Annotated in this window: 16 protein-coding genes; all 16 read right to left on the bottom strand. The window is 28.0% G+C overall.

Annotated elements, in window-relative coordinates; translation table 11 throughout:
• Positions 1-28 precede the first annotated feature (28 nt).
• The 16 genes from AB4Y15_RS06555 to folD all read right to left on the bottom strand — a co-directional run bounded on the left by AB4Y15_RS06555 (position 29) and on the right by folD (position 16,866).
• Positions 29-1,063 carry a DUF3866 family protein gene (locus AB4Y15_RS06555; RefSeq protein ID WP_427339225.1) on the bottom strand — a complete coding sequence of 345 codons (1,035 nt, stop codon included), beginning with the start codon at positions 1,061-1,063 and terminating at the stop codon, positions 29-31.
• A gap of 71 nt (positions 1,064-1,134) precedes the next feature.
• The gene (locus tag AB4Y15_RS06550; RefSeq protein ID WP_427339223.1) at positions 1,135-1,947 is read right to left on the bottom strand and encodes a phospho-N-acetylmuramoyl-pentapeptide-transferase; all 813 of its coding nucleotides are present in this window, start codon (positions 1,945-1,947) and stop codon (positions 1,135-1,137) included.
• A gap of 4 nt (positions 1,948-1,951) precedes the next feature.
• Positions 1,952-2,629, bottom strand: coding sequence for a glycosyltransferase family 2 protein (locus tag AB4Y15_RS06545; RefSeq protein ID WP_427339221.1), 678 nt, complete (start codon positions 2,627-2,629; stop codon positions 1,952-1,954).
• A 43-nt stretch (positions 2,630-2,672) separates the two neighbouring features.
• The gene (locus AB4Y15_RS06540) at positions 2,673-3,365 is read right to left on the bottom strand and encodes a hypothetical protein (RefSeq protein WP_427339219.1); all 693 of its coding nucleotides are present in this window, start codon (positions 3,363-3,365) and stop codon (positions 2,673-2,675) included.
• A 12-nt stretch (positions 3,366-3,377) separates the two neighbouring features.
• Positions 3,378-4,499 carry a putative cytokinetic ring protein SteA gene (gene steA / locus AB4Y15_RS06535; protein ID WP_427339218.1) on the bottom strand — a complete coding sequence of 374 codons (1,122 nt, stop codon included), beginning with the start codon at positions 4,497-4,499 and terminating at the stop codon, positions 3,378-3,380.
• Between the two features lie 352 nt (positions 4,500-4,851).
• Positions 4,852-5,658, bottom strand: a complete 807-nt coding sequence (spo0A, locus tag AB4Y15_RS06530) for a sporulation transcription factor Spo0A (RefSeq protein WP_427339216.1) — start codon at positions 5,656-5,658, stop codon at positions 4,852-4,854.
• A gap of 138 nt (positions 5,659-5,796) precedes the next feature.
• On the bottom strand, positions 5,797-7,101 hold the full coding sequence (spoIVB, locus tag AB4Y15_RS06525) for a SpoIVB peptidase (RefSeq protein WP_427339214.1): 1,305 nt from the start codon (positions 7,099-7,101) through the stop codon (positions 5,797-5,799).
• 284 nt (positions 7,102-7,385) lie between these two features.
• Complete coding sequence (recN, locus tag AB4Y15_RS06520) at positions 7,386-9,086, bottom strand: DNA repair protein RecN (protein ID WP_427339213.1); 1,701 nt, start codon at positions 9,084-9,086, stop codon at positions 7,386-7,388.
• Between the two features lie 14 nt (positions 9,087-9,100).
• Positions 9,101-9,553 (bottom strand): arginine repressor, encoded by a 453-nt coding sequence (locus AB4Y15_RS06515; protein ID WP_427339212.1) that lies wholly within the window; start codon positions 9,551-9,553, stop codon positions 9,101-9,103.
• Positions 9,554-9,613: 60 nt separating this feature from the next.
• The gene (locus AB4Y15_RS06510) at positions 9,614-10,423 is read right to left on the bottom strand and encodes a TlyA family RNA methyltransferase (RefSeq protein WP_427339211.1); all 810 of its coding nucleotides are present in this window, start codon (positions 10,421-10,423) and stop codon (positions 9,614-9,616) included.
• Positions 10,420-12,297, bottom strand: a complete 1,878-nt coding sequence (gene dxs, locus AB4Y15_RS06505) for a 1-deoxy-D-xylulose-5-phosphate synthase (RefSeq protein ID WP_427339210.1) — start codon at positions 12,295-12,297, stop codon at positions 10,420-10,422. Before dxs ends, AB4Y15_RS06510 begins: the two co-directional genes overlap by 4 nt.
• 1 nt (position 12,298) lies before the next feature.
• The gene (locus AB4Y15_RS06500; protein WP_427339209.1) at positions 12,299-12,943 is read right to left on the bottom strand and encodes a hypothetical protein; all 645 of its coding nucleotides are present in this window, start codon (positions 12,941-12,943) and stop codon (positions 12,299-12,301) included.
• A 717-nt stretch (positions 12,944-13,660) separates the two neighbouring features.
• Positions 13,661-14,554: a polyprenyl synthetase family protein gene (locus AB4Y15_RS06495; RefSeq protein ID WP_427339207.1), complete on the bottom strand. Its 894-nt coding sequence runs from the start codon at positions 14,552-14,554 to the stop codon at positions 13,661-13,663.
• Positions 14,555-14,570: 16 nt separating this feature from the next.
• On the bottom strand, positions 14,571-14,804 hold the full coding sequence (gene xseB / locus AB4Y15_RS06490; protein ID WP_427339206.1) for an exodeoxyribonuclease VII small subunit: 234 nt from the start codon (positions 14,802-14,804) through the stop codon (positions 14,571-14,573).
• On the bottom strand, positions 14,801-16,024 hold the full coding sequence (gene xseA / locus AB4Y15_RS06485) for an exodeoxyribonuclease VII large subunit (RefSeq protein ID WP_427339205.1): 1,224 nt from the start codon (positions 16,022-16,024) through the stop codon (positions 14,801-14,803). Before xseA ends, xseB begins: the two co-directional genes overlap by 4 nt.
• Entirely contained in the window at positions 16,006-16,866 is an 861-nt protein-coding gene (gene folD, locus AB4Y15_RS06480; protein ID WP_427339203.1) for a bifunctional methylenetetrahydrofolate dehydrogenase/methenyltetrahydrofolate cyclohydrolase FolD, read from the bottom strand. The genes xseA and folD overlap by 19 nt, the downstream gene beginning before the upstream one ends.
• Positions 16,867-16,878 lie beyond the last annotated feature (12 nt).

The raw sequence follows: 16,878 nt of genomic DNA, 5'->3' as shown, positions 1-16,878 counted from the left end.
TATTCTTTATATATATTATTAATAAAGTTTATATTTTTGTAAAGTTATTATTAAGGTACTTAACAATTTTCTTTGCAACTGCACCTAATGTATAAAAATATTCTTTGTCTTCAGAAAAATGTCTTCCCATTGTTGTAACATCAATATTATAAAACTCAAAAGCTCTTTTTACATCCTTACCATCTTCTAAAAAAACATTATGTTTTTTATCTATATTATAGCTTTTTATTTGAGTTATTATATACTTTAGCTTTTCTTGCTCTAATATAGGAAGAACGATATTAGTTCTTGAATACATTAATTCACTTAATACAGTAAGTGTATGATGACTAACTCCTTTATGTCTTATTCTACTATCACTAAAGCTAATTCTTGGGACTGCAAAACTAATTCCTTTGAATTTATTAACAACATCTAGTATATAAGCTTGTTCAGTACCGCTAAAACCATATTTAGTACCCGTGCCTACAATACCTGGCCCCATCGTTATAATAGCTACATCACTTTTTAAAACTGACTTTGAAGTTATCAAACCAGTATATATATTAATACATTCATAATCTCCTCCAAATGAATGGCCTATTGTAATCGTATTACTTATTATACATTTACTTTTTAATTCACGTACTGTATTACTAAATTGAATTGGTAAAGCACCACCATCTGTCATTATATAACTGATTTTTACATCAGGTTTTAACCATTTTATCATACAAGCTATAGGAGCTAACATACTATGCAACGTTCCTACAACTACAATAAAGTTATCTAAAGAACTAAACGTTTCAAATACTTTCTTGTACCTTTCTTCCTCTTCAACAGTTTTGCACTTTATTTGTAAAGGTGTATATCTTAACTTTATAATATGTCCATCTTTTTTACTCTTTTTTTTCTTCAGCCTCATGTTATAAATAATAAAATGATAACCACCAGTACCTAAATCTAAATCTATAGCAGTCGTATTTAATACAACAACATCATCAATCATTACATTGCCTGTTATATCAACATAATTAATTGCTTTATAAAATTTATTTTCTACTTTTACCTTTACTATCGTCATCTTCTTATATCGTTGCATTATATCTACTACATTTCCAATCTTTATATTTAACAGTTTTATCTACCTCCTAATTATCTGCCTAATTGATCTATATAATTTAATATTCTATTATTTTTAATTATTTTGCTAATAGAATACTTTTCTGCAATAATATGTATGATTATAAGTAAAATTAAAGCTATAAATTTTATCATTAAATCCATATTTATGATTAATTGAACTCCCAACGTCCATCCTAATGTATTTGCACCTATATCCCCTAACATCATAATTCCTTTCAAATCTTTAGGTAAATATACAATTAAAAATCCTAGAGCCGATATTAAAATAAAAGTATTTCTAGTCGATTGACTTAATAATAGTAAAATAATTAAGACAATTGTCATTTTTACAGCTCTACCTGGCCGTAAATCTAATAAATTTATAAAATTTATAGATAAAACTAATATAATTGTATTAATCATTAGTTCATTTAAATCATTAGATATAAAATAAGAAATAAAAAAAGAACATACGAAACCTGTTGCAGCTTTTAATGCTCCTGTTGTAACATTTCCTTTGAATAGATTTAAAATATGACCTTTAAAACCCTTAATTTTATAATCGCCAATTATATCATCTAGCAAACTAATAACTGCAATGAACAACATACATATTAAATAATAAGATATGATTATATAATTAACTTCTAGTAATATCATACTTAACAAAGATGTAATAGTCTGTGTAATAACAAAGACTATTCCCATACACGAAGGTATTCTTCGCAACTCATAGTTTGTAAATAATAAGTTGTTTTTTCTAAACAAATTATAAAAAATTTTTATCAAAAAATATGATAAGAAAACACTAAACATGAAAATCAGTATTTTTTCTTGAAACATAATTTCACCTTCTAATAAGCAAAACAAATAACGTAAATAAAATATCTATAAACTGCTTTCCTCTATGAATAAATCCAGATAAATCTCTACCAGTTTCTCTATGGAACATATCAACATCTACTTCTAACAATTTATATCCTTTATTAATTGCACTTATCGTCATAGCTACTTCAACTCCATAATTGTTAGGTATGTATGAGATATCATTTATTACCTCTTTTTTATATACTCTCTGTCCAGATAGTGAAGTATTTATCATTCTACCAGTAAAAAAATAAACTCCAAACTTTGCAAGACTCTTTACTAATCCAATCCCTCCCTTTCTATTATTAGTAAACTTCGCTATTGTAAAATCTGCTTTATTTTCAATTACTGGATTTATTAATTTAGAAATCTCAATAGCTGAAAATCCTAAATCTCCATCTACTAATACAAGATAATCAAAATCTATAGTTTGAATAGCTACTTTAATGGCATGCCCTTTACCATAGTTTTTATCAAGTACTATAATATCTATATCTAAATCTTTTATTTTTTCAATTGTCCCATCATTTGAGCCATCATCAACCACAACAATCTTATTAATCAATGAAATTTTTTTTACACTAATAACAGTATCGTATATTTTATCTACTTCATTGTAAACTGGTATTACAGCTACTATTCTCTTTTCGACAGACATTTCTAACCCCCAAATTTCTTTTAAAAAAATTCAGATTTTTATTTCATTTCTTTATAAAAATTTGTTTACTACTATCTTGATTTTCTTTTTGAAGAATTAGCAAAGGCACTTCTCTTTCTTTACACATTTGCGTTAATACTTCTTCAGTTATTTTTTCTACAAAAGCTATCTTATTGGATTCACTATTCTTTATAAATACAATAAAATTTTTATACTTCTTATTATCATCAACAGATAATTCTTTAGACCTAATATTTTTTGATTTGTATGATATATCATTAAATAAACTTTCTAAACATTTTCTAATATATACTTTAAAAATCTCCTTATCGTTATATATTTTGTTCAAATTAGCTGATTTACTTATTTCTTTTATTAATGCATGCTTTATACTAAAAACATCTATATTATTAACTCCTAATTCTTTAATATATTTAAAAAAATCATCATAACTTATAAGAGTAATATGTGTATTAATTAATTTTTTTAAACTTATATTAAAGATTGTACTCCCTATTAAACAATTAACATCATTTTGTCCTAATACTTGTCTTCTTAGCAGTTCGTTCTCAGATTCTAAATAGGAAATTTGTTTTGCTATTAAGTTAATTAGTTTTTCATCATTCTTTAACATACTACTTTGTAAATCAATTATATATCCTATATATATACCAATGCTTAAAGATACAAATATTGAAATTATTGTTATAATATTATTTTTTATATTTTGGTACAAAATTAACACTCCTTACAATCCTATAAGCATCTTAATACGAATACTTATTTGGTTTAACATCATTTTTACCGGGAAATATAACATACTTAATACATAAATTGGCAGCAAAGCAGATAGACCTAGATAAATATAATATTTTATTTTTAACTTTTCATCATATAATTTATTTATTCCTTTAGCATCAACAAGTTTAGAACCAATCTTCGTTCTAACTAGGAAAGTACTCCCCATACCTTTTCTGCCTTTTTCTAAAAAATCTATCATACAATTATGTGTACCTACTGCAACAATCAATTCTGCACCATAATTATAAGCTAATAACATTGCTATATCTTCACTCGTTCCTACTGAAGAAAATATTTTTGCTTCTAATCCATTGTCTTTTATACGTGCTAGACCTGGTGCATATCCATTAGGATATGCATGAACTATAATTTCTTTACATAATCGCAAACATCTATCACTAACGCTATCTAGATCTCCAATAACTATATCTGGTGTTAATCCAAATTCTAGTAAAGCATCACCTCCACCATCAACTCCAATTAATACTGGTTTTTTGCTTTTCACATAATCAAAAATTGCTTTTAAATCTTCTTTATAACCATTACCTCTTACAACTACTAATACATGTCTATTTTTTATCAAAGTTTTTACTTCTGGCAAATCAATTTTATTAGTTATCCAATTCTTTTCCTTTTTCGCATAAAAAATAGTATTATCTATAAAATCATTCAATTTTATATCAAAATTTTTACAACCTAAATCGTATAGTTTTAATATTTCATCTTTTTTAATCAGTCTACATTTACCTATAACTTTATTTGAATAGAATATTTTGTTATTTTTTATTTCTATAATCTCACCATTTTCTACTATGTTAAATATACTTTTATTATCTGTTTCATATATAGGAATCCCATTTTTTAATAATTTCAATGGACCTTTATTAGGATAATAGCCTGTCATAGTTTTTTCGGTATTTATAATACATTTTACCTTTGATTTTATTAATGCTTCAGCTGCTATTTCGTCAATATCTTCATGAGATAATAATGCTATATCCCCTGAGCTTAATTTATATATAAGTCTTTTAGTTTTTTTATCTTTTTTTACAATTCCTTTTATACTCATTTTCTACCTCCATATCCTACTATTATTATCTATCATTTTAAATAAATAATACCAATTTTATTATTTAGAAACAGAATAAAGAACAAAATCTTCGATTTAAATAAATTAAGGAAGATTTTGCCCATATCCATAAACGAAAATTATATTTGAATTTATCCACAATTTAAAGTAGTTTATAACGACTCTGGCATGTTTACATGCCAGACAAAGTTTCAATTAAAATCAACATTAATTTTTTTAATATGGGATTTTATTATAATTTCCTATGAATTATAAAAAAAAAACACCTTCAAAGTATTGTAATTACAACAATACCTGAAAGTGTAATTATGCTTATTATATTTATTAATTTTTATGAAATTTTTTCTTCTAATCTTAATTTATCGGCTATCATCGCTATGAATTCGCTATTTGTAGGTTTTCCCTTTTCATCATGCACAGTATAACCAAATAGATTATTTATAGTATCTATTTTCCCTCTACTCCAAGCTACTTCAATAGCGTGTCTTATAGCTCTCTCAACTCTACTAGGAGTAGTATTATATTTTTTAGCTATAGAAGGATATAATCGCTTTGTAGCTGCACTTAGTAATTCTACATTTTCTATTACCATACCTATAGCATCTCTTAAATACAAATAACCTTTAATATGAGCTGGAACTCCAATCTCATGAATTATGTTTGTGATTTTAGCTTCAAGACTTTTACCATTATTCACAGGATTAATAAAGCTAGGTTTTAAATCGACCTGTTTTCTTTTTTCTACAATAGCTGGTATTGAACCCATTAATTGTCTTATTCTCTTTATAAATACATCAAAATTAAAAGGTTTTACCACATAATAATCAGCTCCCAAAGCTATCGCTCTTTGAGTTATCTTATCTTGCCCAACTGCAGATAAAACTATTACTTTAGGAAATTTATCTAATTCTAAAGTACATAACTTTTCTAATACTCCTAAGCCATCAAGATGTGGCATAATTATATCTAAAATCAATACGTCTGGTAATTTATTCTCTATTAATTCCAATGCTTCTAAACCGTCCTTTGCTATACCAACAACTTCTACATCATTCTGTGTTAATAAAAATTGATGTAAAATATTACAAAAATCTTTATTATCATCAGCAATTACTATTCTGATTTTTTGATTTTCCACTTTATTCCCCCCTGAATTATTTATTTTTTTTTACTATTCGACAAAAATTATATATATCCTTCCTGCATTTCTAAATTTAGTATAAATCAAAATTTTTAAAAAAAAGATATGGTATACCCATATCTTAGTTTACTTATTTTAATTCACTTGTGCAAATTCTTTATTATTTGTATATTTTATGCCTGATTGTTTCAACATCCATTCAATATAAAGGCCATAGCCTTTTGTAGGATCATTTATAAAAACATGTGTAACTGCACCAATTATTTTTCCATTCTGTATTATAGGACTTCCACTCATCCCCTGTACTATACCACCTGTTTTTTTAAGCAATTTCTTATCTGTTACTTTAATAATCATGCTTTTTTGATTTGGAACTAATTGTCTTTGAGCTTTTATTATTTCTACTTCATACTTATTTATTTGTTCATCTTCTATTGTTGTTAAAATATAAGCCTTACCTTCCCTAACTTCACTTTGTAACCCAATTGGTAACGGTTTATTATACACATTGTTACTAATATCTTTGTGTAAAATTCCATATATACCAAATTTAGTATTTTTTTCTATTTCCCCTATCTTATCTTCAGACTCAAAGAAAATACCTCGTAATTCTCCAGGCAACCCTTTTTTACCTTGTTGAACAGATGATACTCTAGCTGTCATTATTTGTCCATTTTCTACAGGTAATAAAAATCCTGTATCTATATCTGTAATTCCATGCCCTAATGCTCCAAAAATTTTTGTTTTTGGATCAAAAAAAGTTAATGTTCCAATTCCAGCAGTTTTATCTCTTATCCATGCCCCTAATTTATATTGTTTCTCGTTTTTACTTCTTATAAGTTTGACTTCTGTAGTAAATATCTTACCTTTCCTCTCAATCTTTACATTTATAGTTTCATTTTTCGTGTTATTTAAAAGCTCAATTACATGATCTGAGTCTTTCACCTTTATTCCATTAATTTCTAAAATAGCATCACCTTTTCTAATTCCTGCTTCTTTGGCAGGATTATGTTTTTTACCATCCCATCCTATTATATCTGAAAAAGCTACAACAATTACTCCTCTAGTATCAAGTTTAACACCTATTGAATGTCCACCTGGCATAAGATAAACTTTATCTATGACATTTACTTCGATATTTTTTAATGGCAAAAAACCTAACAACTTTATTTTTATATTGCTTTTTCCTTTAGTTAGAGATTGAATTTCATACTGTTTTTTTAATATATCATTACCATATTTTCTTTCTAATACAATTATTTTTTCTAATTCTCCTATATTATCTATCGTAAATGGAAATGATATTTTAAAATCACTTTTTTCTCCTTCTATTATCTCTATTTGAGAGGGAAAATGGTAGTACGTATAACTCTCAAAGATAATCAAAAATAATAATAAGATTAAAAGTATCTTAGCTAATCTTGTTTTTAAATTATACAAAAAAATCACACTCCCATTTCCCCTTATACGAATAATGCTAATATTCTATACTACATAATAACCCTTTAAATTGAACTATCGGCTATCAGTTGTCAGCCTACTTAGTGTTAGAGTGTTACCAAACACATAATTATAAAACAAATATTTTGTCTACAGTCTGAAAAATATATCTGTATATATAATTTGAACTTTTTTGTTTGTAAATATGTTATATAATAATTAGAAATTTATTAACTAAATTCTTTCTTGCCAATTTATTGGAGAAAAAAATAAAGTATCCAATATCAGGATACTTTATTTTTCTTCTTGTTCGCCATTAACATTTCATTTGCCAATTTTTTCGTCATTTCTGTTAATTTAGTGCCACCTAAAAGTCTTGAAATCTCATTAACTCTTTCTTCATAATTTAATTTATTTATTTTTGCTACTACTTTTCCTTCTATTTCTCTTTTCTCTATGTAAAAATGTACATCTCCAAGTACAGCAATTTGTGGCAAATGAGTTATACATATTACCTGACGAGTTTGAGCAATATTTCTAATTTTTTCTCCAACAATCATAGCAGTCTTACCACTGATTCCTGTATCAATTTCATCAAAAACTAAACATGGAATATTATCAACATCAGCTAAAATTGTTTTTATTGCCAACATGATTCTAGACAATTCTCCACCTGAAGCAACTTTATTTAAAGGTTTTAAAGGTTCTCCTGGATTTGTAGATATTAAGAATTCTACTTTATCTAAACCTTTTTCGGTAAAATAATCTAATTTTTTGAAACTAACTTCAAATTTTACATTTTTCAAATTCAACTCTTTAAGTTCTTTAGTAATTTCTGCTTCTATTTGCTTTCCTATTAATTTTCTTTCATTAGAAAGTTTTTCACATATTAGATTTAATTTCTCTTCAACTAAAAAAATTTCTTTCTTAATATTCTCTATTTCCTTTTCATTATCTAAAATAACTTCTAATTCATAAGCTATTTTATCTCTGTATTTCAATATCTCTTCAATAGTATTACCATATTTTCTCTTTAGATTATTTATTAAATCTAATCTTTCCTCAAGCAACTTAATTCTTTCTGGATCATATTCGATCGTCTCTTGATATAACCTTAATTCTGTTGCAATATCTTTTAATTGATAATAAATAGTTTCAATTATATCATTATACTCTTTAAAATTATTATTATATTTAACTATTTTAGTTAAATTTTTTGAGACGCTATTGATTTGGTCAAGTAACGAAGTTTTATAATAATCATTCGAATTAATACATTCTAATATATCATTTATAGTGTTTAACAATTCTTCAGCATTACTCAACAAATTTAATTCACTTATTATTTTTTCTTCTTCATCAATTTTTAATTCAGCCGAATCTATTTCGTTTAATTGAAACTTTAGTAAATCTATTTTCCTTTCTTTTTCCATTTCATCTATTCCAATTTCTTTCAATCTACTTTTTAATTTTTTAAGCTTATCAAATTCTTCTTTCACACTAATAACTAAACTTTTTATATTTTCTTTACCTAATGAATCAAGTAATTCTATATGATTTTCAACTGATAGTAATGACTGATGTTCATGTTGTCCATGCAAATCCACTAATTTTTTTGTGAGTTTATTTAACATACTAAGAGTAACAACTCTACCATTTATTCTAGATATACTTTTACCTGAAGAAAAAATTTCTCTTGATATTAATAACATATTATCTTGTTCAAATTCTATACCATATTCATCTAATACATTTTTAATACTCTCAAGTTTCTCCAAATAAAATAATCCTTCAATAAAAGCTTTATTACAACCAGTTCTTATGTAATCTTTACTAGCTCTTCCTCCTAAAAGTATATTAAGTGCATCAATCACTATCGATTTGCCAGAACCAGTTTCTCCTGTAATTATGTTAAACCCTTTATCTAGAGTTATTTTCATTTTCTCAATTATAATAAAATTGCTAATATTTAATTCAAGGAGCATTTTTATTCCCCCTGCTACTTCATAAGGTTTTGAAAGAATTCTAATACCTCAATTGTTTTTTCATTTCCATTTACTGCAACGAAAATCGTATCATCTCCTGCTATTGTACCCACAATGTTATCTACTTTCATTGAATCAATTGCAAAAGCTGCAATTTGAGCAGCTCCAGGTATAGTTTTTAGCACCAATAAATTTCCGGCAATCTCCATAGATACAATAGAATTTTTAAAAATAGTTATTAACCTCTCCGTTATACAATCTTGATTTTGTTTTAAAGCTGCATATTTATATTTACCATTATTGGTCATGACCTTAACTATTCCTAATTCTCTTATATCTCTAGAAATAGTAGCTTGTGTAACTTCGATTCCTTGTTTTTTCAATAAATCTGCTAATTCTTCTTGAGTTTCAATTTCATTTTCTTTTATAATTTCTAGTATTTTAGTTTGTCTTGCATATTTCTTCAAAACAAAGCCGCCCCCCTCAAGGCTGATTTACTGAAATAGACACAATAGACTTTCATTTAATTAGAGGTTCATGTGCGACATATCTACAACTCTCTTTATAAATAAATCTTTATCTATTGTTATTTCTCTCTTTGCTTTAACAATATGTGCTAAATACTCAATATTCCCTTCAGCACCTTTAACAGGTGAATAAGTAAGACCAATCATATAAAGACCTATTTCTTTGCAAAAATCAAATATATTACTTATAACTTCTACATGTGTTTTCTTATCTCTTACTACACCTTTTTTCCCTACCTTATCTCTACCTGCTTCAAACTGTGGTTTAATTAATGCAATAATATCTGCATCTTCTTTAATTAATTTACAAACAACTGGCAAAACTAATTTAAGCGAAATAAATGAAACATCGATTGTTACAAAATCTACTAATTCACCTATATCCTCTGGTTTAACATACCTAATATTCGTTCTTTCCATAACTATAACTCTCTTATCATTTCTTAATTTCCATGCTAATTGCCCATACCCAACATCAATAGCGTATACTTTTTTTGCTCCGTTTTGCAGCATACAATCAGTGAACCCACCTGTTGAAGCACCAATATCCATAGCTACTTTACCATTAATGTCTATCGGAAATGTATTCAAAGCTTTCTCAAGCTTTAATCCACCTCTACTTACATAAGGTATAGGATTTCCTCTAACAACAATATTGCTATTTACATCTACTTTTGTACCTGGCTTATCAATTTTCTGTTCTTCTACATATACTATTCCTGCCATAATATATTTTTTTGCTTTTTCTCTAGTTTCTACTAAACCTTTTTTAACTAGAAGTACATCTATTCTTTCTTTATTAGTTTTCATTTAACCCTCCTTAACAAACTTTTAATAGAATTAACAATTTTTTCTACACTCATATTACATAAATCATATAATTCTTCTACATTACCATGTTCTATAAAAGTATCAGGAACGCCAATATTTAATACTTTTCCATTATAATTTAGCTCTAATAATAGACTATTTATTAAACTACCAAATCCGCCGATTTTAACATTGTCTTCCATAGTTATTATAATGTTATGCTTTTCAGCTAAATTAGAAATTAATCCTCTGTCTAAAGGTTTGACAAATCTTGCATTAACTAGTGTCGGGTTTATATTATCATTTTTTAAATGTTTTACAACTTCATAACCATATTGCACCATTTTCCCAACTGCTATTATAGCAATCTCTTTACCGTTAATCAAAACTTCTCCCTTACCATACTCTATTTTATATGATGTTGTAATTTCGCTCAAATCACTACAATAACCTCTTGGATATCTTATTGCCAAAGGTTTATCAAAGTCAACTGCAAATTTTATCATTTCTTTAAATTCCAGTAAATCTTTAGGAGCCATTATAGTCATATTAGGAATATGGCTTAGATACGAATAATCAAAAACACCATGATGTGTTTCGCCATCATTTCCAACTAAACCCGCTCTGTCAATGGCAAAAACTACTGGTAATTGTTGTATGCAAACATCATGAACTACTTGATCATACCCTCTCTGTAAGAATGTCGAGTATACTGCAAAGAATGGTTTCATTCCACTTGCTGCAAGTCCAGCTGCTAATGTAACACCATGTTGTTCTGCAATTCCTACATCAAAAAATCTATCTTTTAATTCCATTTTAAACTTATCAAGTCCTGTACCACTAGGCATAGCTGCTGTAATAGCAACTATTCTCTTGTCCTTTTTAGCTAACTCTAAAAGAGTCTCCCCAAATACTTCTGAATATTTAGGTTTATCTACTTTTTTCTTAAACTTACCAGTTTCGATTTCAAACGGACTTGCACTATGATACTTGTCTGGATTTTTTTCAGCTGGTTTATACCCTTTACCTTTTTTAGTTATAACATGAATCAAAACAGGTCCATCAACATTTTTAGCTCTTTTAAGCACATTAATTAAAGAACTTATATTATGGCCATCAACAGGTCCTAAATACTTAAAACCTAACTCCTCAAATATCATTCCTGGCAAAAGAAAATACTTTAAACTATCTTTTGCTCTTTCAGCAGTCCTAAACATTTTTTTGCCAATCGCAGGAATACTATTTAAAATATTCTCAACATCCTCTTTCATTCTAAAGTATGTTGGTGCCGTTCTTATTCTATTTAAATATAAAGATAAACCACCTACATTTTGAGAAATAGACATCTCATTGTCATTTAATATAACAATTAACCTGGTTCCTAAGTGTCCTGCATGATTCATGGCTTCGAAAGCCATACCAGCAGTCATAGCACCGTCTCCAATTACACAAATAACATCATAATCTTCACCTTTTATATCCCTACTAATTGCAAACCCCAATCCAGCTGATATTGAGGTAGAACTATGTCCTGTTTCGAAAATATCATGAACACTTTCTTTTCTTTTTGGAAATCCACTAAGACCTTTGAATTGTCGAATTGTATGAAATTCTTCTTTTCTACCTGTAATTATTTTATGTATATATGACTGATGTCCAACATCCCAGATTATTTTATCTTTAGGACTATTGAATACTTTATGTAAAGCAAGGGTTAATTCTACGACTCCTAAATTAGAAGCTAAATGACCACCAGTCTGCGAAATCGTTTCAACAATAAAACTTCTTATTTCTTCAGCTAATTTTTGTAAATCTATGGTTTTAAGTTGCTTAATATCATTAATATCGTTTATTTTATCCAATAACTCAGCCAATTTAGCCATCCCGCCTTTTACTTCTTTTTTTTCTTTTTTTTCTTTTTAAATCCGGCAGTAAATCTATTCCAAATTTTTTATCTAAAATCATTAAAATTTTAGATGCAAATTCTATTATTTCATTAGTTTTTTGTAACGCAAATTCCTTACCTAAAGCTTTACCTCCAACAGTCATAGATGCTATAATACTACTAATAATTACGCTAATAGTAGCCGCATTTTTTAAATCATACAATGAAATAATCTTAACTACAATTATTGTTCCAGCTGCTCCACTAATTATACCTGCTATATCGCCGATTACATCATTACAAAAATTAGATACAATACCTGCATTCCTAATTAATTTTAATGCATATTTCGCTTCTACAACTTTATTTGAAGCCATAGAGTGAAACGGTTTCTCATCAGCAGCAGTAACAGCTGTTCCAATTATATCAAAAATAACACCTAATAATATTATTAAATTTAAAACAATTGTTGCAGTTAATAAATCTAAGTTTCTCATCAAATTCTCTGATAATAAGCTAACAAAAATCGCTAATAAAAACGTCCAAATAGATATTATTAAAATCCATTTTATATTATATCCAATTTTTTTTCTATTTTTTTTATTAACATTACTGCGATTAACAGCTTTAGGCAATTCTATTCCCCCAATTACTAATAGAAATAAAGCTGATAGCTAAAGCTATCAGCTAGCTTGGAGTGGTAGTATACTGAGTAAATCTTGCGGCTTAAGGTCTAGCAGGATTTCCCAGATGAGAACTGCATGTCGCCATAGCAGCGGTTTCCCTTTAATCTCATCTTTACCTTGTCGCCAAAGGTAAGGCTAGATTGCCACTTAGTCCGCACTGTAATCCTCAGTATACCTCATAAAGAGCAGTCTAGGAGTTTTCCTCGACAGCCATACTAATTCCTAGCCTCTTTTGCAAAATAGGTTTCAACAGCAATACTTCTCATTCTAGGGCCCTTAGAAATCGAAGTTTAACTGTTATCCACCTATTTCACTCAAGGCAGGCTACGCTGCATGTAGCTATACGCTACAATGCAGGGTATCTCATGCAAACGCATGAGTCTCCACGGAGGTAGGGTCAACGCCCACATGCCATTGTGGATCGCCCCATCCTCCTTACTCCCAGAAACGACCCCCGACTGGGCGTCGGCAGCCGTAACCAGGAACTTCATCGATATGCCCTTTGACGGATTTTTAGCCCCGCCTTCAGAATTAGCTGGTCTGACTAGAATACTGCACCACTCCAAGTAAGTGATATTATAACATAAACAATTTCCTAATTCAAACTCTTATTTATAGTAATATAAACTAAAAACAGCTAAAAAACTAAATATAGACAAAATAGAATTAATTCTCTCTATAAACTAGATATTGGGCCAATTCTTCAAAGAATTTCACCTTTTCTTCATTAAAACAACTTAGTGCTATAATAGCATCTTTACATAATTGTTCCGTTTTTTTAATAGCCTCTTCAATCTCATAAAAAGTTAAATATGTTACCTTATTATTCTCCTCATCACTTCCAACTTTTTTACCCAGTTTCTCTGAATCACCAATTTTATCTAAAATATCATCTCTTATCTGATATCCAAGCCCTATTGCTCTAGCATAAATATTTAAGCGTTCTAATTCATCTAACGATGCACCACCAATTATTGCTCCAGCAAGTATTGATGCTTCTATCAATGCAGAAGTCTTTTTCTCATGTATATATAATAATGTACCTTCATCTATATTTTTTCCTTCTGAAATTATATCCACAACCTGACCACCAATCATTCCAAAAACACCAGCAGATTCTGCTATTACTTTTAATGCTTTAATTTTTCTTTCAGATTTATCAATATCATTTATAATATCATTTATCATTGTTTCAAAAGCTAAATTTAACAAACCATCACCGGCAAGTACCGCAATCCCTTCACCAAATACTTTATGATTAGTTAGTTTCCCTCTTCTATAATCATCATTATCCATAGATGGTAAATCATCATGTATAAGTGAATATGTATGTATCATTTCTATTGAAAGAGCAAAATTGATAGCATCCTTATAGTTTCCACCAACTAATTCACAAGTTTTTAATGTTAATATTGGTCTTAATCTTTTACCACCTGCAAATATACTGTATCTCATTGCTTCAAAAATTCTTTTTTGTGGTGTATTATAATTTGGTAATATCTTATCTAGCTCTTTATCTATTATATTTTTGTACTTTTCTAATTCTTGCTTTAATTCCATACTATCCTCCTATATACTACATTGTAAAATCTATTTCATCATATTCCACATTTTCTTTTTCCACAACCATTTTAATCTTCCCTTTAGCTTCATTCAACATTTTTAAACAGTAATTATACAATTTAACACCTTTAGTGAATTCTTCTATAGTCTCATCTAAAGTAAGTTGACCACTTTCTATTTTTCTTACTGTCTGCTCTAATTTTTCTAGTGCCTCTTCAAATTTAATATTTTCAACTTCTTCTTTCACTTACTATCAACCCCTAATGAATTGGATTTATCCATAACTTTTACTTTTATAAAACCGTTATCTAATATTAGTGTCAAAATTTCTCCATTGATTACTTCATCAACACTTTTTACTATTTTCCCATCTTTTTTTATTGGTATTGCATATCCTCTATTCAAAATCTTTTTAGGATTCAAATTATTAAGTCTCTCATTTAAGAAATTAATATTGTTTAAATTATCACTAATGTATCTATCAAAACTATTTAACAGTTCCTTATAGCAATACTCTAATTTTTGTCTTGTAACTGTAATTTTTTCTATAAATCTATTACTTGCTATCGATATTTTATAAGTTTTTATTAAATTCTCCTTATTTTTGATATAACTTTCATATGATTTTATTAACCTTTTGTATTGTAAAAAAATCTTTTCTTTTAATTCAATTATATTTGGAGCTACTAACTCAGCAGCAGCTGATGGTGTTGGTGCTCTTAAATCAGCTACATAATCTGATATTGTAAAATCTGTTTCATGTCCTACTGCAGATACAATAGGTATTTTAGATTCATAAATAGCTTTTGCAACTATCTCCTCATTAAACGCCCATAACTCTTCAATCGATCCACCGCCTCTGCCAACAATTATCACATCAATATCATCTCTTTGGTTAAAAAACTTTATAGCATTACTTATTTCATTAGCTGCTTTAATCCCTTGTACTAATACAGGATAAATAATTATGTCAGCAGAAGGCAATCTCCTTTTCATAACTTTTATTATATCTTTAATAGCAGCTCCTGATGAAGAAGTTACTACCCCTACTTTTTTTGGCAAATAGGGCAACTTCTTTTTCTTTTCTTTATCAAATAGACCTTCATTTTGCAGTTTTTTCTTTAATTGTTCGAATGCTAAATACAATTCTCCTAATCCAACCGGTTTAATATTTCTTACATACAATTGATATAAACCATCTCTTTCATACACTGAAACATATCCAGATATAATTACATTCAATCCATTTTCAATATTAAACCTAATTTTTTGCACTTCGCTATTAAACATTACACAATTAATTTTAGATTTTTGGTCTTTTAGGGAGAAATATAAATGTCCATTTTTATGTCGCTTTAAGTTTGATATCTCACCTTCAACATTAATAGAATTTAAAATCGGATCATTGATTAGAACCCTTTTTAAATAATTATTTAATTCGCTAACTGTTAAGGCTCTAAATTCCATCTCTTCTTAAATGCCTCCAATGTATTTTCTAATAGCATAGCAATAGTCATTGGACCTACTCCACCAGGAACTGGAGTTATCCAAGAAGCTTTATCTTTTGCTAAATCAAATTCTACATCACCAACTAATTTTCCATTAACTTTTGTAGTTCCTGCATCAATAACTACTGCCCCTTCTTTAATCATTTCCCCTTTTATTATTTCAGGTTTACCAACTGCTGAGACTAAAATGTCAGCTTCTTTAACATGTTTAGCTAAATCTCTAGTACGAGAATGACATATTTTAACAGTTGCATTTTCATTTAATAATAAAATAGCTGTAGGTTTACCCACAATATTACTTCTTCCAACAACAACAGCATTTTTCCCTTCAATCTCAATACCAGTTTCTTTAATTAATCTTATAATCCCTTTAGGAGTGCAAGGAACAAATCCTTTTTCACCTAAAAATAAATTACCAGCATTTACAGCATGAAAACCATCTACATCCTTTTCAGGTGAAATTTTATAATTAACAATATTTTCATTAATTCCTTTTGGTAAAGGTAATTGTACTAATATTCCATCTATTTTATCATCTTTATTTAATTTTTCTATTAATTCAATTATTTGATCTTGAGTAGTATCTTCACTCAAACGATGAACTTCTGAATACATACCTATTTTTTTACATGCTTTTTCTTTCATTGAAACATATGTATGTGAAGCTGGATCATTTCCTACTAAAACTACTGCTAAACCAGGAACTTTTCCATATTTCGATTTGATTATTTCAATCTCTTTAGCTAAACCAGCTCTTATGTTTTTAGCAATTTCTTTACCATTGATAATATTGTTTTTCATAAAACTCCCCCT

The sequence above is a fragment of the Caloranaerobacter longqiensis genome, assembly GCF_050286925.1.
GTDB lineage: Bacteria > Bacillota > Clostridia > Tissierellales > Thermohalobacteraceae > Caloranaerobacter.
This window is presented reverse-complemented; position numbering and strand designations above follow the sequence as displayed.